The sequence below is a fragment of the Enterobacter sp. HNDS-6 genome (assembly GCF_039850505.1).
GTDB classification, from domain to species: Bacteria; Pseudomonadota; Gammaproteobacteria; order Enterobacterales; family Enterobacteriaceae; genus Enterobacter; species Enterobacter kobei.
Genome location: NZ_CP156673.1, coordinates 2,929,726 through 2,954,396, shown reverse-complemented (window position 1 = coordinate 2,954,396; position 24,671 = coordinate 2,929,726). Strand labels below are relative to the sequence as shown.

Annotated in this window: 20 protein-coding genes; 11 read left to right on the top strand and 9 right to left on the bottom strand. The window is 55.0% G+C overall.

All coding sequences use genetic code 11. The features are described 5' to 3' along the window. Window positions 1-37: 37 nt before the first annotated feature. Window positions 38-1,741 carry a GNAT family N-acyltransferase gene (locus ABFI50_RS13755; protein ID WP_180253844.1) on the top strand — a complete coding sequence of 568 codons (1,704 nt, stop codon included), beginning with the start codon at window positions 38-40 and terminating at the stop codon, window positions 1,739-1,741. An 88-nt stretch (window positions 1,742-1,829) separates the two neighbouring features. Here the strand turns inward: ABFI50_RS13755 and tauD are convergent, their stop codons facing one another. The 6 genes from tauD to mmuP form a co-directional block, all read right to left on the bottom strand. After that, the gene (tauD, locus tag ABFI50_RS13750) at window positions 1,830-2,678 is read right to left on the bottom strand and encodes a taurine dioxygenase (protein WP_063667293.1); all 849 of its coding nucleotides are present in this window, start codon (window positions 2,676-2,678) and stop codon (window positions 1,830-1,832) included. Further along, a complete protein-coding gene (gene tauC / locus ABFI50_RS13745; RefSeq protein ID WP_014882718.1) occupies window positions 2,675-3,502 on the bottom strand; it encodes a taurine ABC transporter permease TauC in 828 nt (275 codons plus the stop codon). Before tauC ends, tauD begins: the two co-directional genes overlap by 4 nt. Then, window positions 3,499-4,266, bottom strand: coding sequence for a taurine ABC transporter ATP-binding subunit (gene tauB, locus ABFI50_RS13740; protein ID WP_014882717.1), 768 nt, complete (start codon window positions 4,264-4,266; stop codon window positions 3,499-3,501). Before tauB ends, tauC begins: the two co-directional genes overlap by 4 nt. 10 nt (window positions 4,267-4,276) lie before the next feature. Continuing rightward, window positions 4,277-5,239: a taurine ABC transporter substrate-binding protein gene (gene tauA / locus ABFI50_RS13735; protein WP_032637373.1), complete on the bottom strand. Its 963-nt coding sequence runs from the start codon at window positions 5,237-5,239 to the stop codon at window positions 4,277-4,279. Window positions 5,240-5,865: 626 nt separating this feature from the next. After that, window positions 5,866-6,798: a homocysteine S-methyltransferase gene (mmuM, locus tag ABFI50_RS13730; RefSeq protein WP_032637374.1), complete on the bottom strand. Its 933-nt coding sequence runs from the start codon at window positions 6,796-6,798 to the stop codon at window positions 5,866-5,868. Then, complete coding sequence (gene mmuP, locus ABFI50_RS13725) at window positions 6,785-8,185, bottom strand: S-methylmethionine permease (protein WP_071922553.1); 1,401 nt, start codon at window positions 8,183-8,185, stop codon at window positions 6,785-6,787. The genes mmuM and mmuP overlap by 14 nt, the downstream gene beginning before the upstream one ends. Window positions 8,186-8,530: 345 nt before the next feature. Here mmuP and ABFI50_RS13720 point away from each other — a divergent pair, with 345 nt between their 5' ends. Both ABFI50_RS13720 and ABFI50_RS13715 read left to right on the top strand, forming a co-directional pair. Then, window positions 8,531-9,640: an AI-2E family transporter gene (locus tag ABFI50_RS13720; protein WP_014882713.1), complete on the top strand. Its 1,110-nt coding sequence runs from the start codon at window positions 8,531-8,533 to the stop codon at window positions 9,638-9,640. Window positions 9,641-9,758: 118 nt separating this feature from the next. Next, the gene (locus ABFI50_RS13715) at window positions 9,759-11,543 is read left to right on the top strand and encodes a diguanylate cyclase (protein WP_347484282.1); all 1,785 of its coding nucleotides are present in this window, start codon (window positions 9,759-9,761) and stop codon (window positions 11,541-11,543) included. Window positions 11,544-11,557: 14 nt separating this feature from the next. Here the strand turns inward: ABFI50_RS13715 and ABFI50_RS13710 are convergent, their stop codons facing one another. Continuing rightward, entirely contained in the window at window positions 11,558-12,478 is a 921-nt protein-coding gene (locus tag ABFI50_RS13710; protein ID WP_347484280.1) for a LysR family transcriptional regulator, read from the bottom strand. Window positions 12,479-12,577: 99 nt separating this feature from the next. Here ABFI50_RS13710 and ABFI50_RS13705 point away from each other — a divergent pair, with 99 nt between their 5' ends. The 6 genes from ABFI50_RS13705 to ABFI50_RS13680 all read left to right on the top strand — a co-directional run bounded on the left by ABFI50_RS13705 (window position 12,578) and on the right by ABFI50_RS13680 (window position 18,682). Then, the gene (locus ABFI50_RS13705; RefSeq protein ID WP_347484278.1) at window positions 12,578-13,372 is read left to right on the top strand and encodes an SDR family oxidoreductase; all 795 of its coding nucleotides are present in this window, start codon (window positions 12,578-12,580) and stop codon (window positions 13,370-13,372) included. A 45-nt stretch (window positions 13,373-13,417) separates the two neighbouring features. Beyond that, a complete protein-coding gene (locus tag ABFI50_RS13700; RefSeq protein WP_014882709.1) occupies window positions 13,418-14,635 on the top strand; it encodes an L-dopachrome tautomerase-related protein in 1,218 nt (405 codons plus the stop codon). Between the two features lie 320 nt (window positions 14,636-14,955). Further along, entirely contained in the window at window positions 14,956-15,450 is a 495-nt protein-coding gene (locus ABFI50_RS13695; RefSeq protein ID WP_032628721.1) for a molybdopterin-dependent oxidoreductase, read from the top strand. Window positions 15,451-15,467: 17 nt separating this feature from the next. Next, window positions 15,468-17,405, top strand: a complete 1,938-nt coding sequence (locus tag ABFI50_RS13690; RefSeq protein WP_049011039.1) for a GGDEF domain-containing phosphodiesterase — start codon at window positions 15,468-15,470, stop codon at window positions 17,403-17,405. 238 nt (window positions 17,406-17,643) lie between these two features. Further along, window positions 17,644-17,901 (top strand): YjhX family toxin, encoded by a 258-nt coding sequence (locus ABFI50_RS13685; protein WP_014882706.1) that lies wholly within the window; start codon window positions 17,644-17,646, stop codon window positions 17,899-17,901. A 10-nt stretch (window positions 17,902-17,911) separates the two neighbouring features. Then, entirely contained in the window at window positions 17,912-18,682 is a 771-nt protein-coding gene (locus ABFI50_RS13680) for a class I SAM-dependent methyltransferase (protein ID WP_347484275.1), read from the top strand. Between the two features lie 120 nt (window positions 18,683-18,802). Here ABFI50_RS13680 and ABFI50_RS13675 read toward each other — a convergent pair whose 3' ends face one another. Together ABFI50_RS13675 and ABFI50_RS13670 are read right to left on the bottom strand one after the other, a co-directional pair. Continuing rightward, entirely contained in the window at window positions 18,803-22,087 is a 3,285-nt protein-coding gene (locus ABFI50_RS13675) for a transporter substrate-binding domain-containing protein (RefSeq protein WP_052951911.1), read from the bottom strand. Window positions 22,088-22,091: 4 nt separating this feature from the next. Then, window positions 22,092-22,715 carry a response regulator gene (locus ABFI50_RS13670; RefSeq protein ID WP_045134698.1) on the bottom strand — a complete coding sequence of 208 codons (624 nt, stop codon included), beginning with the start codon at window positions 22,713-22,715 and terminating at the stop codon, window positions 22,092-22,094. A 655-nt stretch (window positions 22,716-23,370) separates the two neighbouring features. Here ABFI50_RS13670 and ABFI50_RS13665 point away from each other — a divergent pair. Continuing rightward, on the top strand, window positions 23,371-23,898 hold the full coding sequence (locus tag ABFI50_RS13665; RefSeq protein ID WP_045134696.1) for a fimbrial protein: 528 nt from the start codon (window positions 23,371-23,373) through the stop codon (window positions 23,896-23,898). Between the two features lie 72 nt (window positions 23,899-23,970). Next, window positions 23,971-24,654 (top strand): fimbria/pilus periplasmic chaperone, encoded by a 684-nt coding sequence (locus tag ABFI50_RS13660; RefSeq protein WP_087529057.1) that lies wholly within the window; start codon window positions 23,971-23,973, stop codon window positions 24,652-24,654. Window positions 24,655-24,671: the final 17 nt, after the last annotated feature.

The window sequence follows — 24,671 nt, the reverse complement described above, 5'->3', positions numbered from 1 at the left end:
CTTCTACTGTCTTCGCAAGACGGCAGGAGGAGTAACCATGTTTAGCCTCGATAGCGTTCTCGACGATCTTTGGCCTCAGGCGAGGCCTGCACCCTGGCAAAAAAGTCTGTTAAAAAGACTGTTTTACGAAGATGAATTCCAGCAGTTTGCCGCCGCGCACCGCCACCTCAAAGGACTGGACATGGTGGAGCAAGTTCTGGAGCACCTTGATATTCTCTGCACCGTTTCCGCCCGCGATCTCGAACAAATCCCCGAACATGGCCCGCTGGTCATTATTGCCAACCACCCGACGGGTACACTGGACGGGCTGGCGCTGTTGTACGCCGTCTCCCGCGTACGCCGTGACGTAAAAGTCGTGACCAACCGGATGCTGACCCACCTTGAGCCTCTCAGTTCACTCTTTATCCCGGTGGACAATATGGGGGGCAGGACGGCGAAATCCTCCCTGGTGCAGATGGAACAACATCTGCAAAATGCGGGCGTACTGATCTTCTTCCCGGCGGGAGAAGTTTCACGTCCGACGCGCAAAGGCATTCACGATAAAAAATGGCACCCGGGCTTTATCAAGCTCGCCAGCAAGCTGCGCGCGCCGCTGCTGCCGGTGCATATTCAGGCGCACAATAGTCTCCTCTTTTATGCCAGCACACTGGTGTCGCCGACATTGTCGATGCTGCTGTTAATGCAGCAGATGTTCCGCCGCCGCCATAGCCAGCTGCCGATTAAAATCGGCCAGCAGATCGCCTGGCATCACTGGCACAGCGCCACCCTTTCGTCGCGTGAGATGGCCGAGCAGTGCCGTCAGCACGTGATGCGTCTTGGCAAGGGAATGCCTGGCGTCTTTAAAACCCAGTGCGCCATTGCTCGTCCGGAGGACCGGGCGACTCTGAAACGCGCGCTGGCGCAGGCCGAGTGTCTGGGCAAAACCGGCGACGATAAGCTCATCTATCTGTGGCAGCGCAACGGCCAGGAAGAGGCTCCGCTGCTGCGCGAGCTGGGCCGCCTGCGCGAAATTGCGTTTCGTGCGGTGGAGGAAGGGAGCGGCAAGCGCCGGGACACCGACCGTTACGATGACGATTATCTGCACCTGATCCTGTGGGATGATGAGGATCTGGAGATCGTGGGGGCGTATCGCTTTATGCCCACCGCAAAGCAGATTGCGCATCGGGGTCCGGAAGGGTTGTACAGCTACAGCCTGTTCCACTACGACGATAAAATGCAGGACGTGCTGGAGCACGGCATTGAACTGGGTCGCAGCTTTATTCAGCCGCGCTACTGGGGACGCCGCGGCCTGGATTATCTCTGGTCCGGGATTGGGGCTTATCTGGCACGTTATCCGCACTACCGTTATCTGTTTGGCCCGGTCTCGATCTCCGGAGGCTTACCGCCAGCGGCGCGGGATCTGCTGGTGGCATTTTACCGTCTGTGGTTCCCGGCAAGCCATCCGCTGGCCGCGTCGCGCCAGCCTTATCCTGCATCGTTACCGGACGTATTGGCACAGTTTGGCGGCGTGGATTACGTGGACGATCTGACGAAGCTGAAATCCCTGCTCGGCAATCTGGGCTGCGGCATTCCGCCACTCTACAAGCAGTATTCCGAGCTGTGCGAACCGGGTGGCGTGCAGTTTATTGATTTTGGCAGCGACCCGGCGTTCAACAACTGCGTAGACGGGCTGGTGCTGGTGGATTTGTGCTACCTGAAGACGAACCGCTATCAGCGGTATATAGGGGTACACTCTTTGTAGGCCGGGTAAGCGCAGCGCCACCCGGCAAAAACGGTGCACAATTGCCGGGTGGCGGCTACGCCTTACCCGACCTACAGGTACTAGAGGATCAAGGGCGATAAAACGGCTTATCCCCCAAAATCGTCGCCCGCTGCATAATCCGACGCTGCGGCAGATAATCCGCATTGGCATAGTGCTGCGTCACGCGGTTATCCCAGATCGCGAGATCGTTCTCCTGCCAGCGCCAGCGCACCTGAAACTCCGGTTTGGTGATATGCGCAAACAGGAAGCGTAGCAGCGCCTCGCTCTCTTTTTCCGTCACGTCCACAATGCGCGTGGTAAACCCTTCGTTCACGAATAACGCCTGCTTGCCCGTGACCGGATGGGTACGCACCACCGGGTGCAGCAGCGGAGGATGTTTTGCAACCGCATCCAGCCAGCGCTGATGCTCCTCTTCGCTTTTACGGTACTTGTATTCCTGGAACGATTTTTTGAAATCGTGCTCCGCCCGCAGACCACTCAGCAGCGTCCGGAACGGTGCGGACAGCGCCTCGAAAGCCGCAATGCCGCTCGCCCACAGCGTATCGCCTCCGGTCTCCGGCAGCATTTTTGCCGCGAGGATCGCCCCTGCGGGCGGCGTCTCGATAAAGGTCACATCGGTGTGCCAGTTGTCATTATCCGGCGGATTATCGTTATGGGTATCCAGGACGATAATCTCCTCCACCCCTTCCGCATGCGGATAGACCGGATGGATATGCAGATCGCCAAAGCGTAGCGCCAGCGCGCGCTGCTGCTGCGGGGTGATCGCCTGCTCGCGCAGGAACACCACCTGATGGCGCAGCACCGCGTGATACAGCTGCTCGAACTGGTTATCGCTCAGCGGACGGGTTACATCCAGGCCCGACACCTGCGCGCCAATATACGGCCCCAGCGGGGTAATGGTCAGACGTTCACTCATTGTATTTCTCCATGCCAGGGCGTCAGACGACGCTGTAGAGCGCGCAGCCCCAGCTCTAATCCGAAGGCGATCGCGGCAATGACCGCGATCCCTGCCAGCACCACGTCAGTCGCCAGGAACTCTCCCGCCGACTGCACCATAAACCCTAATCCCCGCGTGGCGGCGATCAGCTCTGCCGCCACCAGCGTGGACCACCCCACGCCGAGGCCGATGCGCAGCCCGGTTAAGATCTCCGGCAGCGCGCCCGGTAAAATCACGAACAGTAGCACCTGTGTCCGGCTGGCGCCCAGCGACTGCGCCGCGCGGATCCGCACCTGCTGGGCACTTTTGACGCCCGCCAGCGCCGACATCGCAACCGGGGCGAAAATCGCCAGATAGATCAGCAGGATTTTTGACGTTTCACCGATGCCAAACCAAATTACCATCAGCGGCAGATAGGCCAGCGGCGGCACCGGGCGGTAAAGCTCAATCAGCGGATCGAGGATGCCGCGCACCGTCGGGCTTAAGCCCATCGCGATGCCAACCGGAATGCCGATCATCACCGCCGCCAGCAGCGCCACCAGAATGCGCGTCAGGCTTGCGCCCAGATGCTGCCAGAGCGTGGCATCCATAAACCCCTGCGGCCCGGCGATGGCAATAAGTTTGGCCAGCACCTGTCCCGGCGGCGGCAGAAACAGCGGGCTGATCCACTGCAGTGCCGCCACCAGCCACCACACCGCCAGTAACACCAGCAGCGTCCCGACGCTCAACGTGAGCTGGCGGGAGAACGGCCAGCGCAGCGCCTGACGCGTGCGGCGCGTTTTTTCACTGAATACGATGCTCATGAGAAAGCCTCCCGTTGGTCAAACACGCGGCTTAGGATGTACTCACGCTGGTCGATAAACTGCGGATCGGATTTGATGCTGCGCACGGGTTCTCCGGCGACATAACGGCGCGCGAACTCGAGCGGCAAGCGTTCCACCACGCGCCCCGGCCCCGGCGATAACAGCACCAGCTCGGTCGCCATAAACACCGCTTCTTCGATGTCGTGGGTGATCAACAGGACCTGCTTGCCCGTCTCATGCCAGAGACGCAACAGCAGGGTTTGCATCTGCTCGCGGGTAAAAGCGTCCAGCGCGCCGAACGGCTCGTCCAGCAGCAACAGCTGCGGGTTTGCCGCCAGCGCACGGGCAATGCCGACACGCTGGCGCTGACCGCCGGAAAGCTGCCAGATAAAGCGTTTTTCCGCCCCTTCGAGACCCACTTTTTTCAGCATCTGCCGTGCCGTTTCCAGCCGCTGTTCGCGGTTCACCCCCGCAAGCTGTAGCCCAAACGCCACGTTTTCCTGCACGTTGCGCCAGGGGAGCAAACCTTCATTCTGGAAAACCACGCCGCGCTCGGCGCCGGGGCCTTCCACCTTTTTGCCTTCCAGTTGGATGGTGCCACGCTGATAAGGGACAAAACCGGCAATCAGATTCAGTAGCGTGGTTTTCCCACACCCGGAGGGGCCCAGCACCACCAGCAGTTCACCGCTGGCCAGCGTCAGGTTGATCTCCTCCAGCGCGGGTTTGCCGCCGTAATCGGCATACAGGTTCGTTATGCTCAGCATGGCGGACTCCTTATTTCACAAAGCGGTCGGTGACGTACTGGCTGTAATCCGCCGCTACCGCGGGCACTTTGCCCTGCGCTTTCAGGAAGGTGGCGGTATCGACAATCGCTTTGTTCACCGGCCCGGTCAGCTGCTGCACCTGCTGCGCAGGGGTCAGGTAGGTATTGCCTTTCACCAGCCCCGGCACGTCCGCTTCCGGCACGCCGCTCAGTCGGGCGAGTTTTTCCAGATTGGCGGGCTGCTTCAGCCATTCATCGGGGTTACTGATATAGGGCTGTTGGGCGTCGAGGGCGCTTTTGGCAAAGGCTTTCACCACCTCGGGATGTTTCTCAGCAAAGTCTTTGCGCACGACCCACACGTCGAGCGTCGGCGCGCCCCACTGGCCCACCTTTTCGGAGTCGGTCAGCACGGTGCCGTCTTTTTCCAGTTCGTTCACGGCTGGGGCCCAGACATAGGCTCCGTCAATATCCCCACGCTGCCAGGCCGCGATTATCGCGGGTGGCTGGAGATTAAGAATCTGAACCTGCCCCGGCTTGATGCCCCAGTGTTTGAGCGCCGCCAGCAGGCTGTAGTGGGTGGTAGAGATAAACGGCACGGCGATGCGCTTGCCGATCAGGTCTTCCGGTTTGGTGATGTTTTTCTTCACCACCAGCGCTTCAGAGTTACCGAGCTGCGAGGCGAGCAGGAACACCTCAATCGGCACCTGCTGGCTGGCCGCGACCGCCAGCGGGCTGGATCCGATATTGCCGATCTGCACGTCGCCGGAGGCTAACGCACGCACGACGGACGCCCCGCTGTCGAACTTGCGCCAGTCGACGTTCGCGCCGCTCGCTTTGGCAAAGGTGTTATCCGCCTGCGCAACTTTCGCCGGTTCCGCAGAGGTTTGATACGCGACGGTGACGTCTACCGCCTGCGCCTGAAAGGCCCACAGCGCCAGCGCGCCGAGAAGTGTGATTCGCGATGAAATTGCCATAGTATCTGCTCCCCTTGTTGTTATGAGGGCAGTATTTCCGGCGCGGGAATTTTGATAAAGGAATTAAAACGCATCGCTCATAACGATTCGTTTTTAGATAAAAAGTGGGAAAGGATAGTCAGTATTGTGCGATTCGTTTTTACCCTCTCCCTGTGGGCTGATGTATCCGCGCAACTAAATGCGAGCAGTGAACAATTCCCTCGCCCCTTCGGGGAGAGGGTTAGGGTGAGGGGAACATACGGCGGCAGTGGTCATTCCGTTCACTTTATGTTCCTTGCCACTCTGTGACGGCATGACCGGTGAACGTGCCAGGGTGGCTCAATCGCCACCACCCTGGCGACCCGGGCTCCCGGCGGTAAATCGCCGCTTCGCGGTGCCCTCAGCTTATTCCTTCAGGCTATCGGGTCGGGCATGAGCCTGCATCCCTGCAGGCCACGCCCTCTCGGCGCATCCCTGCGCCTCGCCCCGGCCTTACGGAAACGCTTCGGCGATTTACAGCCGGACCATTGCATCGCTGTAAGTTAGTCATTTCACTTTATAAAATTGAATGGCTTCTGGTTTAAAAATTTACACGGAAACCCTCAGATGTAGGCCGGGTAAGGCGTAGCCGCCACCCGGCAGAGAAGTCAGCGCTTTGCGTTTAGCTCAGCAATATCCTTCGGTGTGGTGCGACAGCATCCACCGATTAATTTCGCTCCAGCCGCCAGCCACTGTGGCAAATAGCCCGCCAGCGTCTCGCACGCTTCGCCGTGGTGGTGCCAGGTTTTAGTCACCGCATCATAGTGCTCGCCCGAGTTCGGGTAGACCACCAGCGGCAGCGCCGTCAGGCTTTGCAGATGTTTCAACGCCGCGGTAGTGTTTTCCAGGGCGATGCAGTTGATGCCCAGCGCGACAATGTGCGGGGAGTTTGCCAGCACGTCGACCACCTCACGCAGCGGCGTGCCGTCGCTCAGGTGCTCGCTATCACGCAGGGTAAACGAGAACCACGCCCGGGCGCGAGGATACTCCGCCAGAAGCGCCGCCAGCGCCTTAATTTCTCCAAACGAAGGCAGCGTTTCGCAGGCCAGCAGGTCCGCCCCCGCATCCAGCAGCGCTTCCACGCGCGGGCGGTGGAAGGCGGTAAACGCCTCGGCGCTGCGCACGTAGTCGCCGCGATATTCCGAACCATCCGCCAGATACGCGCCGTACGGGCCCACGGAGCCTGCCACCAGCAGCGTACCTGCGTGCGGGTTTTCAGCCAGATACGCTTCGCGCGCCTTACGCGCCAGTTCTACGCTTTTGCCAATCAACGCCCGGGACTGTGCCTCGTCCAGCCCGCGTGCCGCGAAGCCCGCGGGCGTGGCCTGGTAGCTGGCAGTGATCGCCACCTGCGCCCCTGCTCGGTAATAATCAAGATGCACTTCGCGGATAAGTTCCGGGTTTTCTACCAGCACTTTGGCAGACCAGAGGCTGTCTGCAAGGTTACACCCGCGCGCTTCCAGCTCCGTTGCCATCGCCCCATCCAGCACCACAAACGGCTGTTTTTCGAGAAGGGCGGTAAGCGGATTATTCTGCGACATGTTCAGGCTCCTGCGATGTCATATTTCGGGTCAGGTAGTACGCACCATAACACAGGGCGACAAACGGAAGCCCGCAATAAAGGGCAATACGCTGGCTCGGGTCAAACCACAGGCCGACACAGGCAACCACGCAGAGAATAAAACCGAGTGCCGGCACCAGCGGATACCACGGCGCGCGATACTGCAACGCAGAGAGCGGCTGGCCGGACTGCAGATGTCGGCGACGGAAAACGAAGTGCGACGCGCAGATGCTGATCCAGACCGCCACCACCGCAAAGCCGGAAATGGCCGAGAGCGCGACAAACACCGTGTCCGGGGCGATAACGCTTGAGAACAGCGCCAGCACGCCACCGAGCATGGAAACCGAAAGCGCCGTCAACGGCACGCCATTTTTGTTCACCCGGGCAAAGCAGCGCGGCAACGTTTTTTCGTTAGAGAGCGACCACAGCATGCGCCCGGAGGCATACAACCCGGAGTTGGCCGCCGAGAGGATTGCCGTCAGGATCACGAAGTTAAAGATATCTGCCGCGTAAGGAATACCGACCTTCTCAAACACCAGCACGAACGGGCTCTTTTCCACGCCCGCCTGCTGCATCGGGATCAGCGCCGCCAGTACAAACACGGTGCCGATAAAGAAGATAATCAGCCGCGCGATGGTGGTGCGGATTGCGACCGGAATGACCTTGTGCGGGTTTTGGGTTTCACCCGCCGCGATACCAATGAGTTCAGTGCCGGAGAAGGCAAAGTTCACCGCCACCATGGTCATCAGGATCGGCAGGCCGCCGTGCGGGAACCAGCCCTCAGCGGTAATGTTGCTTAACCCCGGCGCAGGTGAACCGTCCTGCATCGGGATAAAGCCAAAGACCGCCGCCCCGCCGAGGATAATAAAGGCGATGATGGTGATAACCTTCACCAGCGAGAACCAGAATTCGCCTTCAGCAAAGAAGCGCGTGGAGATGACGTTAAGGCCAAAAATCACCACGCAGAAGACCACGCACCACGTCCAGACGGGCACCTGCGGGAACCAGTACTGCATGCAGAACCCGGCGGCGGTAAAGCTCGACCCGAGCGCCACCGTCCAGGTGAGCCAGTAGAGCCACGCCACGGTGTAGCCCGTCGCCGGGCCAAGATAACGGGCGGCATAAACGTGGAACGCGCCGGTTTCCGGCATCGCCACGGAAAGTTCACCAAGACACTGCATCACCAGCCAGACCACCAGCGCGCCAATCAGGTATGCCAGCAGCGTGCCCGCCGCCCCGGTCGTGGAAATGATATAGCCCGTATTAAAAAATAACCCAGTCCCAATCACGCCGCCCAGCGAGAGCATAATCAGGTGGCGTGTTTTCATGGTGCGCTTCAGCTGCCCATTTTCTTGTTGTGTTTGCATATTACCTTCTATACGTATGGACATCTAAACATCCAAAGAAGGTGTTATACCGCGATTGTTAATAAAAAGCTAGATGACCAGACGCAAACGAGCGCGCCGCGCACTGAGTCTGGGGTGGGATGTCAGGATGACATAGAGAAAAGGACGCCAGGCCATAAGCACCTCCGCAAGCTGATATGTACATCATGGCGTGGGAAGAGACTATCTTCGGTCAGTCGAAAGTGGGATCCGTGAAGAGTGGATTCATACCGCAACACTGTCCACAGAACAGGTAAGGTGCAAAGGTTGGTAATTCTCACAATCAGTTCTATAGTCGAACAGTTTCTTAGTAACCAGGAATGACTGATGCGCTTTAACGGACTGACCAAAGGTTTCTTTATTTTCATCCTCGCCCTTGTGACCTGGGCCTTCTTCGACGTGCTGTCGCCCTACTTCTCCGCAATACTGTGGGCCGCTATTCTGACCGTGATTTTTAACCCGGTAAAAAACAAGCTGCGCACCGCGCTGGGGGATCGCAACGGGCTGGCCTCGCTGCTGACCATCGGCATTATCTGCCTGATCGTCTTTATTCCGCTGATGGTGATCCTCTCCTCACTCGCCATTGAGCTGAACGTGGTGTACACGAAGCTTCAGGAGAACAACACGCAGTTCCCGGAAGTGGTGGCGAGCATCTTTAACCACCTGCCGGACTGGGCCAGCGGCTTCCTCGCGGATCACAACCTGAACAACGCGGCGCAGATCCAGAAAAAACTCTCTGATGTTGCGCTGCAGGGCGGGCAGTATCTTGCGGGTAGCGCGTTTCTGATCGGCAAAGGTACGTTTGGCTTTGCGATTAGCTTCGGCATCATGCTTTATCTGCTGTTCTTCCTGCTGAAAGACGGACCGTATCTGGTGCGCCAGATCCTCGACTCCCTGCCCCTGTCTGATTTCGCCAAACAACACCTGTTCGCCAAATTTGTCGGCGTATCGCGTGCCACGGTAAAAGGCACGGCGGCGGTGGCGGTGGTCCAGGGCATACTCGGCGGGATTGCGTTTGCCATTGTGGGCCTCGACGGCAGCGTCCTCTGGGGCGCGCTGATGGCTTTCCTCTCGCTGGTACCTGCCATCGGTTCGGCGATTGTCTGGGTCCCTGCCGCCATCTTCCTGTTCGCCACGCACCAGATCTGGCAGGGGCTGTTCATTGTCGGCTTCTTTGTGATTGTCGTCGGACTGGTGGACAACATCCTGCGACCGCTGCTGGTGGGTAAAGACACCAAAATGCCGGACTATCTGATACTGATCTCCACCCTCGGCGGCATGGAGCTGTACGGCATTAATGGCTTTGTCATTGGGCCGCTGATTGCCGCGCTGTTTATCGCCTGCTGGAACCTCTTCTCCGGCCGCGACCACGAAGGAAATGCTGAAGAGCTGGATGCCGATTTCATTGAAGAGGGAAAAAACCCTCCAGATTTGTAAGGATGTGACGATATAGACCCCACCAGGCGGCACTGTGCCGCCTTTTTTTCGCCATAAATCAGCCGTTTTCTATAATCTGAAGAACGCCATCCTCTTCATGTTGTAAAAGGATCACCAGGTGCGAATCGCGACAATTACTAACTGGGCCTATGGTGCCACGGTCTGCCTGACCATTGCGTCCGGCATTATCATGCTGCTGGCTTCCGGCGCCGACACCGCGGAACGTCAGGCCATTGAACAGCGTCAACGTTTTGATGAGCTGACGGAAAATATTGAAACTGATGCCTGGGTACAGTCCGATTTAGCGCGCCTGTACGTCGTCAAAAAAGATCCTCAAATTCTCAAAGAGTATAACCAGTCAGAGAATAGCCTGAAGCACATCGAGCTGAAGCTGGAAAAACTGCAGGACGCTGGCGCATCGGATGACGAGCTTGCCCTGCTGCATGAAGGCTTAAAGATTGTTGATGAGCTGCAGGACGAACAGCAAATGGCCCTGGCGAACACGGCGCGGGGTGAAGACGCTCAGGCCATCGCCCTGCTCTATGGTGCCTCTTATGAGCAAGAGCTTGAGCGCGCCCAGAACCAGATCGATCACTTTCGCCAGATACTCGACAAACGTGTGATCACGTCCGTACGGGAGGCGACAAAAAAATCGAAAGCGCTGCGAACGACCTCTGAGTTGATGGTTGGCCTCACCGCCCTGCTGTTCCTGTTTGTGCTTGGCTTTATATTAAAACGCCGCGTGCTGCGTCCGGTCGTGCGCCTGAGCGACGTGGTGCACCGCCTGGCATCACAGGACTACGCGGTGGAAACGCCCAACTTCAACCAGATTGATGAGATCGGCGATATGGCGCAGGCCATCCGCATCTTCCGTGAAAACGGCCTTGCGCGCCAGCGTCTGGAAAAAGAGCGCGATGCCGACTGGGCCATCCGCGAGCTGCTGGCGCGCATGACCCAGAGGCTGCAGGGATGTGAGAACGTAAACGATGTGATTAACGTGGCGGAGCTGTTCGCGCCCAATATTGCACCGGGGATCCCTGGCCGACTCTACGTTCTCGACCGGGATCCGTGGCAGATGCGCTGCGTCGCGCAATGGCTTGCGCCGGTGGGTGACGAGACAACGTTCCACCCTGACGAGTGCTGGGCCGTGCGTCGTGGTCAGAGCCATCCGCCGGTCAACGGTGAGCCGGATATCGCCTGCTATCACCTGCAGGAAGAGACGGCGAACAGCGCGCTGTGCGTGCCGCTTATCGCCCAGGGGGAAGCCATTGGCTTGCTCTCTTTCCAGAACATCAACGCGGACAATGTCCCTTCCCGCCCGTATCTTGAACTGATGGCTGAGGCGCTCGGACTGGCGCTGGCGAACCAACGTCTGCGCGACGCGTTACTGGAAAAAGCCCTGTTTGACCCGCTCACCGGCCTGCGTAATCGCCATCATCTGGAAGACACCCTGCACACCCAGATGGCACAAGCCATGCGTAACGATGAACCGGTTAGCTGCCTGATGATCGACATCGATCACTTCAAGAGCATTAATGACCGTTTCGGCCATGAGGCCGGAGACCTGGTCATTAAAAGCGTGGCGCTGATTGTTCAGCGAGCCGGGCATGACAGCGGGCTGGCCTTTCGCTTCGGGGGGGAGGAGTTTCTGGTACTGCTTCCCGGCGCCGGAGAAGCAGAAGCGCATGCCTGTGCGCAGAAGATTTATGACGGTGTGCGTGCGCTGTCGCTGCGTTACGGCCTCTCAGAGATTGGGCCGGTGGATGTCTCGATTGGTATTGCCAGCTATCCAGAGCATGCCCAGAGCGACAACCTGCTGCGCGCCGCGGATGTCGCCTTATACCGGGCGAAAGAGCTGGGCCGGGCGCGGATTGTGAGTTTTGGGATGCTGGAAGCGGGTTAAGGATAGACTCTTATTCATAACTCATGATGTTCATGACATTGTTCTGACGCCAGAAGATCAATCATGGCCCGTGTGGCTGCTGACTGGCGTCGATGGGGCGCATAGATGAGCGAGAAAGGTCGCGATCGTCCACGAAGTTGCGGAAGTATCTCAACTAACTGGCCGCGCTGTATCTTCTCGCGGACAATGAATTCGTAGCTCTGACAGACCCCTATTCCATGTTCAGCCAGCGAAACCACGCCAAGGACATCATCTGAAATCTCGATGGTTGAATCTGGCTGCCAGTCAACATCCCGCTCATCCACGCGAAATACCCAGGGCGCAATACGGCCGGTACGCGGCATAATAAAAGGCAGGCACATATGCTGCCGCAGTTCATCGAGCGTCTGCGGCATTCCCATGCGATGAAGGTAAGCGGGTGAAGCAACCAACAGCAGTGCCGCATCCTGCAATTTACGCGCGACGAATCCACTGTCAGGCATTTGACCCAGGCGAATAGCCAGGTCGAATCCCTCAGCGATCAGGTCGACATTGCGATTGGTAATGTTCAGCTCCACCTGAACGCGCGGAAACTGTTGGGAAAAGCGGGCCAGCAAGGGCGGCAGACAATAATGCCCATAGGTGGTCGGGACGCTGATCCGTACCCGGCCAGTCAGATCCCCCTCCTGCCCCCGGCCATCGCGTTCGGCGTCATCAAGCAGGGAAAAAGCAGAACGCGCCTGCTCAAGATAAATCCGTCCGGCTTCCGTTAGCCCCACACGACGTGTGGTGCGTTGCAATAGCTGTCGTCCAAGACGCACTTCAAGGCGGGAGACCGCACGACTCAACACTGAGGGCGTGGTTGAAAGGGCGACCGCTGCAGCGGTAAAGGAGCCATGTTCAACAACAGTAATGAAGACCTCAACATCGCCGAGATAATCGAATTTTCTGCTCATCTTGCTCTTTCAGGAACAAATGTTTTTCATTTTCGCTAATTTATCTCCGTTTGAGCGATGAGTAAAGTAGCCGCACTTGTTACCAAAAAGGCAAAAACGATGGATCTTCAACTCAACGGTAAGACAGCACTTGTTACAGGGGCCACCGCAGGCATTGGGCTGGCTATCGCCAGTACCCTTGCGCGCGAAGGTGTTGCCGTCACGATTACCGGACGCGATCGGGAAAAACTGCACAATGCGGTAGCGAAAATTGCTCAGGCAGCTCCCCAGGCCCGGATATCAGCCATTGTCGCCGATCTGGCTAACGCTGAAGGTGCAGAAGCGCTGATTAAGGCCTGTACGGATACCGATATTCTTATCAATAACCTGGGTTTTTATGAAGCCACCCCTTTCGCTGATATCACCGACGAGGAATGGCTACGCATGTTCAACATTAACGTGATGTCAGGCGTTCGTCTTTCACGGCATTACTTCCCACGCATGCTAGCACGCAACTGGGGCCGGGTGATTTTTATGTCCAGCGAAGTTGGCGCTTTCACTCCGCCAGACATGGTGCATTACGGCGTCAGTAAATCAGCTCAACTCGCCGTATCGCGAGGAATGGCAGAGCTGACGAAGGGTACCGGCGTAACGGTCAACAGCGTACTGCCATCGGCAACCCGCTCTGACGGAATCATTGATTACCTGCGCCAGACAGCGCCTGAACCTGGCATGACAGACCAGCAGATTGAAGCGCATTTCTTCCAGACCTACCGCCCCAGTTCCCTGATCGCGCGAATGATCGAGGCTGACGAGATAGCCGCTATGGTCGCGCTACTGGCAAGCCCACTCGGCGCGGCATCAAACGGGGCTGCGGTACGCGTCGAAGGCGGAACGTTCCGCTCCATTCTTTGATACCGCATTAAGAAACCGCGTCTTACTCACATCACCGGAGCATGTATGTCCTACCGTATCGGTACTTTCCCCGCCATTGCAATGGCGGCATTGTTCTCTTTCGCAAGCTGCGCCAGCGCGGCGGATCAGATGCCTCTTGAGCACTGGCGCAGCTACTCAGGCGTAAGCTGGGATAAACCTGAAAACGTGCAAATGCCAGCCGTGTTTTCCGGGTCGGTGAATGCCCCCTTAGCAGGCATTCACTTTGATGCAAAGGGCCGGGCCTTTGTCAGTACGCCCCGACTGATTTCAGCCAGCGCCCCCGCCACGTTGAATATTCTCGACACCGATCCTCAGTCCGGACCCGCGCGCCTGACAGCATTTCCGTCCCGCGAGCGTAATGCGGTTGATTCCGCTCCCGATCAGAACCTGCGCAACGTGCTCGGCTTTTATGTTGATCGTAAAAACGGCTGGTTATGGGCGCTGGATATGGGGTTCATCGCGGGAGAAACGGAATCCCCTTCAGGCTCGCAGAAATTGGTCGTACTGGATCTCGACTCGGGCCGAACGGTTAAACGTATCCCCCTGGACGGCGTGGCCGACCGTAAGGCAAGTTTCCTTAATGATGTCGTTGTCGATGAGAATCATCGTATCGCATACATTTCCGACAGCGGGTCGCGCAGTGCGCCTGAAAACCGTGTCGGCCTGATCGTCGTGGATTTCGCCACCGGCACAGCCCGACGCGTGCTGAATAGTCACCCTGCCCTGCAGATTGAACCGGGGGTAAACGTCATTTCCCATGGCGCGGAGGTATGGCCAGGTAAACCGCTATTGATTGGTATCAACGGCATTGCGCTGTCTCCCGATGCAGAAACATTGTACTGGACGGTGACGACGGGAACACATGCATACGCGGTGCCCACTGCCGTGCTGAAGCAACATGATTCAACTGATGCGCAGATTGCCGCTCAAATTCAGAATCTGGGCACGGTGGGAGGTAATACTGACGGTTTGGTGACCGATGCAAAAGGCTACCTCTATATTACAGATGTCACCCATAACGGCATTGTCAGATATGATCCGAAGACCCGTAAAATGTTACTTATTGCTGCAAATGAAGCCATAAAGTGGCCAGACACACCGGCTATTCGCCCGGACGGTGACCTGATCTTCACATCAAGTAGCCTTAATGACCACTTCGCTGGAATGGTCAAACCAGGCCATGAACGGTACGATCTGTGGCGCTTGCGACAGGACACGAACCCGCCGATGAACACTCGCTAATATGGCTGCGCCACCCCATGGGTGGCGCTTTTTTAGCTGTGATGGGCAGGTAAAATCTGTGTCGTGAGAAAATAACGCTTATTTAAAACGATTATTTTTTAAACGCAAAAGAGCTTATTCAAGTAACGTTAGTTTGTCTCAAAATTTCAGTAGCACCATCCACAAATCAAACACCCTACCCCAAAACCACCCAACCCATTGTTTTTAATTGTTTTTACTAAACTAAACGTGCAGTAACAACCGCTACTCAACAAAATATGTAAACTACTGTGATAACTAAATTATAATTCATATACTTCGTTAAAAAAGTGGGGGTCAAAATGAGATTAACCTTAATGCTGTTGTGCTGTCTGGTGCCAACTTTAGCCTGGGCAGGTGAACTGCCAAAACCTGTTGGAAAACCTATTTTGACGATTTACGGTAATATAGAAAATACCAACGAAGAGGGAAAAGCAGTGTTTGATCTCGCCAGCCTTGAAAAACTAGGGATGGTGAGTTTCGAGACGACATCGCCCTGGTATAACGGACGTACAAAGTTTGAGGGTGTCCCTATGAGAAAACTCATGGATTATGTGGGGGCAAAGGGTACTAACGTTAACGTCATTGCGCTCAATGATTACTCTACCGTCATCCCTCTTAGCGACTTCAAAAAATACAACGCCATACTTGCCTTAAAGGTCAATGGCGAATATATGCGCATCCGCGACAAAGGCCCGTCGTTCATTGTTTACCCTTATGACAGTCTTCCTGAGTTGAATAATCAAATTTATTATTCGCGTTCAGCATGGCAGGTTAGCAAAATGAAGATTGAGTAGCAGTTCAGGAGAACATAATGAACAGGATACTGGTTGGTATCATTTTTTCTCTTTTTATCACGACAGGATATATTGCATTCCTTGTTTACGATCGACAGCAGGAGTTGCAAAAACTGACTCAATACACCGAGTCCTGGTCCGTGGCTCAACTGGTATCAGAGTATTACCGATTTGAATCATGGCTTGGTCTATACGCAACCGATACCGATGACGTTACGATAGACCAGGTCCGCATGCGTCTTGAAATTATGCTAAGCCAGAGCGATTTAATGAACGGCGGGGATTTAGGTCGCTATATTGACAGCGATAAAATGCACCAGGAACTCGCTTCGCGTTTAGAGAAAATACTGGCGTATCTGGATGGCAATCTCGAAAAAATGAGCCATCCGGAGTTACAGGCATACCTGAAAAATATGCATATGCTTGATGCGCCGCTCAGCCAACTTTCGGCCACGGCATTAACAAAAGATATTAATACAGTTAATGAATCAAACAGAAAAATCCAAATCCTGTATTATATCTACTCCGCACTTTCATTACTTCTGGTGATATTAAGCTTTATTCTGGGCTTTTTAATGATCTACCAGAATAAAAACATTCTCAAAGCCCACATGCAGGTTAAAAGCCTGGCTGACGAACTACAGATATCAAAAGAAACGCTGCAGATTCAGAACGCGAAGCTGGAGTATGATGTTTATCATGATTCCCTGACCGGTATGAAAAACCGCCTTTTCTTCTGGGACGATCTCAACAAAATTAATCTTCAGGCGGATAAAAACCATATCCCCGTCACGGTGATGTTGTTTGATTTAGACAGGTTTAAAGAGGTCAACGATACCTATGGTCATGATGCCGGAGATTTACTGCTGAACCAGGTCTCCCGCCGCCTTACCTCAATGAGCAGCGCGACGGATACGTTTTACCGTTTGGGTGGCGACGAGTTTGCCCTTCTCTCCAGCGGCCTGACGGAAAGCGCTGCGGTTTCACGCGCCAAAGAGATCAGCGATCATATCAGCCAGCCCTATACGATTAATAACCAGCTGATAAAAATTGCCACCTGCGTGGGTATTGTTTTATCGGATAACGAACGACGCTCTGATTATCTTTACAAGTTTGCCGATCTCGCCCTCTACGAAGCCAAAAAAGAGGGCTCGCAGCAGATAAAAGTCTTCCGTCAGTGGATGCTGCAAAAACTGCAGGAAAGCAGAACACTTGAACATGATATGGCGCTGGCGCTCGATCACCATGAATTTGTTGTGTATTACCAGCCTATTGTCGATGCATTCAGCAATGATATTTACGGCTATGAAGCGCTTATTCGCTGGATACACCCGCAGAAGGGAATACTGTCGCCGGATTACTTTATCTCTGTCGCTGAAAAAACAGGGATGATCAATGAGATCGGTAAAAATGTGCTTGAGCTTGCCTGCCGGGAGGCCGTTTCCTGGGCGGTTCCGGCACGGATCTCGGTGAACGTCTCGCCTGTTCAGTTAGGCACAAAATCCTTTACGGCGATGGTGCAGTCTATTCTGAAAGAGACTGGGCTACCGGCCAATCGCCTTGAGTTAGAAGTCACCGAGTCTTCACTCTTCAGTGACAGCAACACGCCAGTCACTATTCTCAAAAAGCTCAGATCGCTGGGGGTAAGAATTTCGATCGATGATTTCGGTACCGGGTATTCATCGCTCTCACGGCTCAGTGAACTCAACTTTGATAAAATCAAAATAGATAAATCCTTTGTGAATCCCATCTCCACGCAAGATGATGCGCTGAATATCGTTAAGCTGATCGCCGGTATGGCGAAGAGTCTTAATATGAGGGTCATTGCAGAAGGTGTCGAAACCGAAGCTCAGCTTGAACGTCTTCAGGCGCTTGGCTGCGACCTCGTGCAGGGCTATCTGTTCGGAAAACCGCAGGCTGAAGTCGACAAAAAAATAAAAAGCGGTGCAGCGTGATCCCACCGGGATCACACTTTTCAGCCGTGGGTATTCACATCCCCTCACCAGCTGTTACCATTCACCCCGTAAATACCTTTCAACTCAACCCGAGGCTTTGATGCTGGAGAATGTCATCATCCGATAATCAGCTCCCCGACCTTTCAGGCCGGACTGATTATCAATGCGCCGAAATCGAATGCGGGCACCGCTGTGTGTTTGCACGTTTTGCACATGATGATTAAACAGGTTTTCCAGTATGAATTTATCCCGTCAGGAACAACGTACCTTACATGTTCTCGCCAAAGGTGGCCGTATTGTGCACGTCCGCGATACGTCCGGCCGCGTCACCGCCGTGGAATGCTACAGCCGCGAAGGGCTCCTGCTGTCTGATTGCACGCTCGCCGTCTTTAAAAAACTCAAAACTAAAAAGCTGATCAAATCCGTTAAGGGTCAGCCCTACCGCATCAATACCACCGGGCTGAACAACGTTCGTGCTCAGCCTGACAATCGTTAAGGAGAGGAATATGGATATCCCACGTATTTTTACCGTCAGCGAAAGCGAACACCGCATTCATAACCCCTTTACGCCAGAAAAGTACGCCACGCTGGGCCGCGTGTTACGCATGAAGCCAGACACGCGCATTCTCGATCTCGGCAGCGGCTCGGGAGAGATGCTTTGCACCTGGGCACGTGACCACGGGATTACCGGCACCGGCATCGACATGAGCCCGCTCTTTACTACGCAGGCCAAACTGCGCGCAGAGGAACTGGGCGTTGCCGAACACGTTCAATTTTTTCATAACGACGCGGCAGGTTACGTTGCGGATGAAAAATGTGACGTGGCGGCGTGTATTGGCGCCACATGGATTGCAGGTGGCGTCGCCGGAACGATGAGCCTGCTGGCACAAAGCCTTAAGCGCGGGGGAATCATGCTCATCGGCGAACCTTACTGGCGGCGGCTTCCCGCAACGGATGAGGTGGCTCGGGCCTGTGGCGCCTCGTCCATCGCAGACTTTCTCACCCTGCCCGACCTCGTCGCCTCTTTCGATCAGCAAGGCTATGACCTGGTGGAAATGGTGCTGGCCGACCAGGAAGGCTGGGACCGATACGAAGCCGCGAAATGGATGACGCTGCGTCGCTGGCTGGAGCAACACCCTGACGATGACTTTGCGCAGGAGGTGCGAGCGGAGCTGAAAAGTGCGCCTGAACGCCATGTGACCTACACGCGGGAATACCTCGGCTGGGGCGTGTTTGCGTTAATGGCACGACAGGAGGACGTTTGCGGTACCGCCTAAAGAGGAAACCGGATATCTGATTAACTTACCCGGTATCTGCGATAAATTGACCCGAACCGCGCATTTACCCTACGATCGCCCGGTAGCGCTTCGCTTACCGGGCGGAAAGGATGGAGATATTCAGGATTCCACCTCAGCCAACCAGCCTCCCACAGCAAGGTTAAACTCCTCCACCGCGTCACAAAGCGCTGACCACAGGGCATGCAGGTGTTCCAGAGCCTGTTCCGGACAAAGACAGGCCATCTCAAGTTCACGACTCGCCCGTTCAATCCGTCTCGCGCCACAAATTTTCGCGGCTCCCGACAGACGATGCATGCAAGCGGCCAGCTCCGGCCAGTCCTGCAGCTCAACCAGGTCTGCCGCATAGCGCAGATCGTCATTATTCGTTTGAACGGTTACCCGCAGCAACTCTCCCAGCATCTGCTCATCAAAGCTGCTGAGCGCCTCCAGCTTCGGGTAATCCACCACTCGGGAGAGAGAAACGGCCTCCCCCCTGGGCGCAGCAATGTTTTTCATCACGTCATTCAACAACGTTTTGAGCTGGGACATCGGAAGAGGTTTGAACAGGCAGTCGTCCATTCCGGCTGCGAGGCATCTGGCCCGCTCTTCAGGCCAGGCATTGGCCGTTAGACCGAGGATGATCAAGGCGTCACCGGCACGTTCCCGCAGCAGACGCGTCAATGCCAGACCATCCATCCCCGGCATACTGCAGTCGGTAATAACCACATCAAATCGCGTATCCTGAAACAATTCCCAGGCCTCCAGGCCATTCTGCGCCTCCTTGACATGGTGACCAAGATGCATGAGCTGACGGCGTAACAGCATCCGGTTCGCTGGATGATCGTCCACCGCCAGAATGCTCAGAGGACGATGAGGAACCGCTATTGGTTCGACATCTGCCTCCGTTGGACTGACGGGGTTGTCCCGCTGCTGGACTGACACCGTAAAACTGACCTGCGTTCCCTTACCTTTCTCACTCGCGATGGTAATACTGCCGCCCATCATCGTGACCAGCTGCGCGCAAATCGCCAGTCCCAGCCCGGAACCACTCTGGACGGCACCATCCCTCGCCTGGACCCAGGGATCGAAGATATTCTTTTGCTCTTCCGCGGAAATCCCTCGCCCCGTATCCGAAACGCTAATGTGCAGAAGATAGTTAGCCGGGGCCGTTTCACCGTTAAAAAGGGTCATTTCAACGGTGATGCAACCTTTCTCGGTGAATTTAATGGCGTTACTCACCAGGTTTGAGAGCACCTGTCTGAACCGCAGCGGATCGAGAAAAATCTCCTCTGGCAACTCTGGAGGCACCACATATTGCAGACGTAACGCTTTCTGCCTCGCCAGGCCCTCGAAGACCCGCACCACCGGCGGCAGAAGATCCGCCGTTCGGACCCACTGCGGAGTTAATTCAAGTCGACCTGATTCAATCCGGGCCATATCCAGAATATCCCCGATAAGCCCCATTAAGGAGCGGGCAGATTCACAGGCAACCCTGACGGGATCGTCATCTTCCCATGTTTTATCTGCGGCGTTGACCGTCAGTTCAAGCAGCCCAATGATGGCGCTTACTGGCGTCCGTATTTCATGACTCATGGTTGCCAGAAACGTACTTTTTGCGCGGTTAGCCTGTTCGGCGCGTTCCGTTTCTTCTGAAAGCGCACGGGTCAGCGTTTCGTTATAGGCCAGCTGAGACTGAAGATCCTGCTGAGCCAGCTGACGGGCGCCAATTTCGCGCCGCAGGTAATAGATCCAGATAAGTGAGGTCAGAATGACAATCCCGGCCACCCCGGAAACCAGCCAGAAGCGGGTTCTGTATAGCTCCCACGTATTGAGTCTGACATCGGGTCGCGTCTGCCATTTATCGATCACATGAGTGATATCCGCCGGGGAGATATTCTCCAGTGACTTGTTAAGGATGCTAAGAAGTTCGGGCTGATCCCGCGAAACTGCAAACGCAACTTTTGCTGTCAGATCGCCTATATGACCGCCAATTTTGAGCCGATCGCGAAAATAACGATCGATCATATAGCTGGCCCCAAACAGCGTATGTATCGCCACGTCTGCCTTACCATCGGCGACATTTTGCATCGCAATCGCGGCGTTTTCGGTTTCGATCAGCACGATCCCCGGGCGGGTGCGCCTGAGTTCAGGGATGAGGGCATTTTTCGTCACGATTGCCACGCGCGTTCCCGGCGGCAGGGCTGCGGTGTAATGTTTGTCCGAGGCCTCTACCCACACAAATGGCGACGTAAAATAGGGTCGGGAAAACCGCAGCTGCTTCGTTCGTTCCTCGCTCTGGCTGACCGCGCCCATGAAGAGCGCCTTTTTACCGGCGATCTGGTCCTCCATCCGACGGATTGAATCCGCCGGAACCGGATCAAAATGCAGGCCGGTACGCAGCCGGACCAGACGTAAAATATCGGCGGTAACCCCGTAAAAATTCCCCTTTGCATCAATCATGGTGAAGGGGGCATAGAGGGCATTAACGGAAACCGGCACCGTGGGATTGTCTGCTAACCACTTTTTCTCTGCTGCGGTAAACGCCACTTGTTCCCTGACGCGCCAGCGTGACGAGCCTTCACTCCACTGCTGCAGAATGACCTCCTTCTGGGTACGGGGTATCGAATCAAGCACCCGTCCCACGGACCGTATCAACGCATGGTCTTCCTTGCGCATGACGAAATGGCTTCCGGTATCACGTTCCGGATAGACCTGCTGAAGCACCAGAAAATGCGGGTAGTGGCGTTCAAGTAAATATGATCCTGTCACCAGGTTACCAATATAAAAGTCGTTTTCACCGAACGCCACGGAGGCCATGGCCCGATCGTCGGTGTCAAAATGGATCAGCCTGGCGCCGGGGAAATGGGCCTCTATCCAGCTGTCGTCGACATACCAGCGCGCGATGGCCAACCGCATCCCGGGTTGATAGTGAAACGGTTTTTCAGGGGATTGTTTTCGGTGGACAAGGACAGGATGATCCCGAATGAAATTCGCTGACGCCACCAGTGCAGCATGAACCCCACGGACCTTTGCCGAGGGATCCACCACGATATCCACCTTTTTCTGGGCCAGTGCAGCATAAGCCGAATCGCGATCCTCAAATGCAACGACGTGGATCCGCACGGCCAGATACTCGCCAAGAAGCGCAATATAGTCTGCAATCATGCCTTCCAGCCGACCGTCTTCCGGAAACAGTGACAGCGGAGGGATCTCAGGCTGCCAGACCGCCATCGTCAGCACTCGTTTTTTCCCTAACCAGCGCCAGTCATCGTTGGTAAGCGTAAATTCTTTTGGCGCGTAGCTCTCCCGGCTAATAATCTGCACATCCGCTGGTTCCAGCGCAAGGCTGCGCAGAGGGGCAAGCACCAGATACAATAAGCCAAGGGTAAAAAGAAATTTTTTCAATGCGTTAGTCCAGATGATGGCGACGCGCAAAATCAACCAATCCAATGGTGTGCGTTATCTCAAGCTTGTGCATCAACCGGGTTTTATAGGTGCTGACGGTTTTGTTGCTGATGAACATTTTGTTGGCGATATCATTGATTTTCATACCGCGCGCGACGTAGCGCAGAACCTGAAGTTCGCGGTTTGACAGGGTTTTGATCACATCACTCTCGCGGACAAAGCTGGCGGGTAACCGGTTGGCCTGACGACGCAGAGGAAAATAGGCGTAGCCGCGTTCTACCGCGTTGACGGCATTTCGAAGTTCATCCAGATTATTCCCTTTCCCGACAAATCCATCCGCACCAAACTGAATACATCGGTTAAGGTAATGTTCATCATCCCGACTCGTCAGTACCAGTAACCTGCCAGGAAATTCTGTTTTACGCAGTTTTTCTATTAACTCCACGCCGCTCAAACCGGGAATATCAAGATCGACCACCACGATTTCGGGCTTTATTTTCTGTATCACCTTAAATGCGTCCGTCCCATCACCACTTTCAGCAATGATGATATGGTTATCTTTTTCGAGCAGCATACGTATAGCCAGACGAACCATAGGATGGTCGTCGACAATGAGGATATTAGCCATATCAGCCTCTTTAATTTCCTTTTATTAAAGGCTGTCATAAAAGCCCAGGTAAAATCAATCCAAAAATCTATTTTTTATTTCATTGTCGCGGATATGTTTTTATTTACTGCTTTTTTTCCGGTTACCCTACGGGGATGACATCTTTTTCCTGACAGATCCGCTTAAATTCTCGACTCAATTATCATGAGAAAACAAATATAACTAATTGATTTTAATTAACTTACAAATCAAAGGAACATTTTCACGACCAGGAGGCTTTCACCGCTTGTAGGCAAAGGACTACAGGTAATGTCGTCTTTGATGACATAAATCAACTCCCAGTCTGAGTGTTTTAATTTACTGCGAGGGTATAGTGGATTACACAAAGCGAGACCAAACAGAAATGCTTTTTGGAATAAGTTTCAAAACTCGACTGTCACGCATAAACAGTATTCCTCATGCGCAATAGATATTTATAGCCTAATAAAAATGGGCAAATCAAATTTCATTGTCATTGTGAAATACATCGCTTTGAAAATACTTTTATTCGCAAACCCAAAAATGCGCTGTTTTTATCACCTGCAAACAGGAAGCTGCTTGCCGTTTTATCAGCATCATCCAGGCGCAATACGTAAACACAGTGTTAATTGTTACTCACTTACAGGAATAAAACCTGATGAAAAAGCAACTTCACTTTATCGCCATCGCGTCAATCATCAGCGGTGCATCACTGACTGCCGCCCACGCTGCTGACGGCACCATTCAGTTTAACGGCGAAATCATCGATGCCGCCTGTACGGTATCGGCATCCAGCGCCAACCAGACGGTCACCTTAGGCCAGATCAGCGAAAACGCCTTCTCAGCCGCGGGTGATACCGCCGGTGCGACCGCTTTCCAGATTGATCTGACGAGCTGCCCGGCAAGCGTGACCTCCGCAGCGGTGAAATTCGACGGAACGCCTTATCAGGGAGACAACAGCGCGCTCGCACTGACGCCGGTGAATGGCGTCGCAACCGGTGTCGGCATCCAGATCCGTAATGCGGACAACACCGTGCTGCCTCTGTTCACCGAATCTCAGCGCGTCACGCTTTCCCAGGCGGGGACCAATACGCTGAAATTTAACGCTGCTTACGTAGCAAAAGCCGCCACAGTGACCGCAGGTCCAGCGAACGCAACCGCCACCTTCAGCGTTGTTTACAACTGATCCAACGGCAGCGCTTTCTGCCGTTATCCGAAAGCCAGCCCCCGGCTGGCTTTTCCCAGAGGAGAAACCACAGTGACATTCAAACTCTCATCCTTACTGGTTGCGGGCATGCTCATCGGGTGCGAAATGGCTCACGCCGGCGTAGTCGTGGGCGGCACGCGCATTATCTATGATGGTGACAAAAAAGAGGCGTCAATCAGCGTAGACAATCCCGACGCCACCCCTTATCTCATTCAGTCCTGGATAGAAAATGAACGCGGTCAGAGCGATAAACAGAGCTTTATCGTGACGCCTCCGCTTTTTCGCCTGGATGGAAGCCAGAAAAATACCCTGCGTATTCTGAAAATGGCCCCAAATTTCGCTGCAGATCGGGAGACGATGTTCTGGATGAATATTAAATCCATCCCCGCAGCCGATCCCAGCCGTTCGGACAATACCCTTCAACTGGCCGTCAATACGCGCCTGAAGTTGATTTATCGCCCGTCAGCCCTGAAGGCTTCCTCACCGGATCAGGCCAGCAACAGCCTGAAATGGACGCGTCAGGGACAGCGCCTGTCGGTAAATAACCCGACCCCCTACTACATCAACTTTCAGTCAATCAGCCTGAACGGACGTCAGCTTGAGAATGTGACCTACGTTGCCCCTCGCGCAACGGCCTTCTTTGACCTTCCGTCTGGTGCTCAGGGCAATCAGGTCGAATGGAAGGTGATCAGTGATTACGGCGCAACTGGCGCTGCTCACAAAGCCTCCCTTTAACGCACCTGTAACGAACC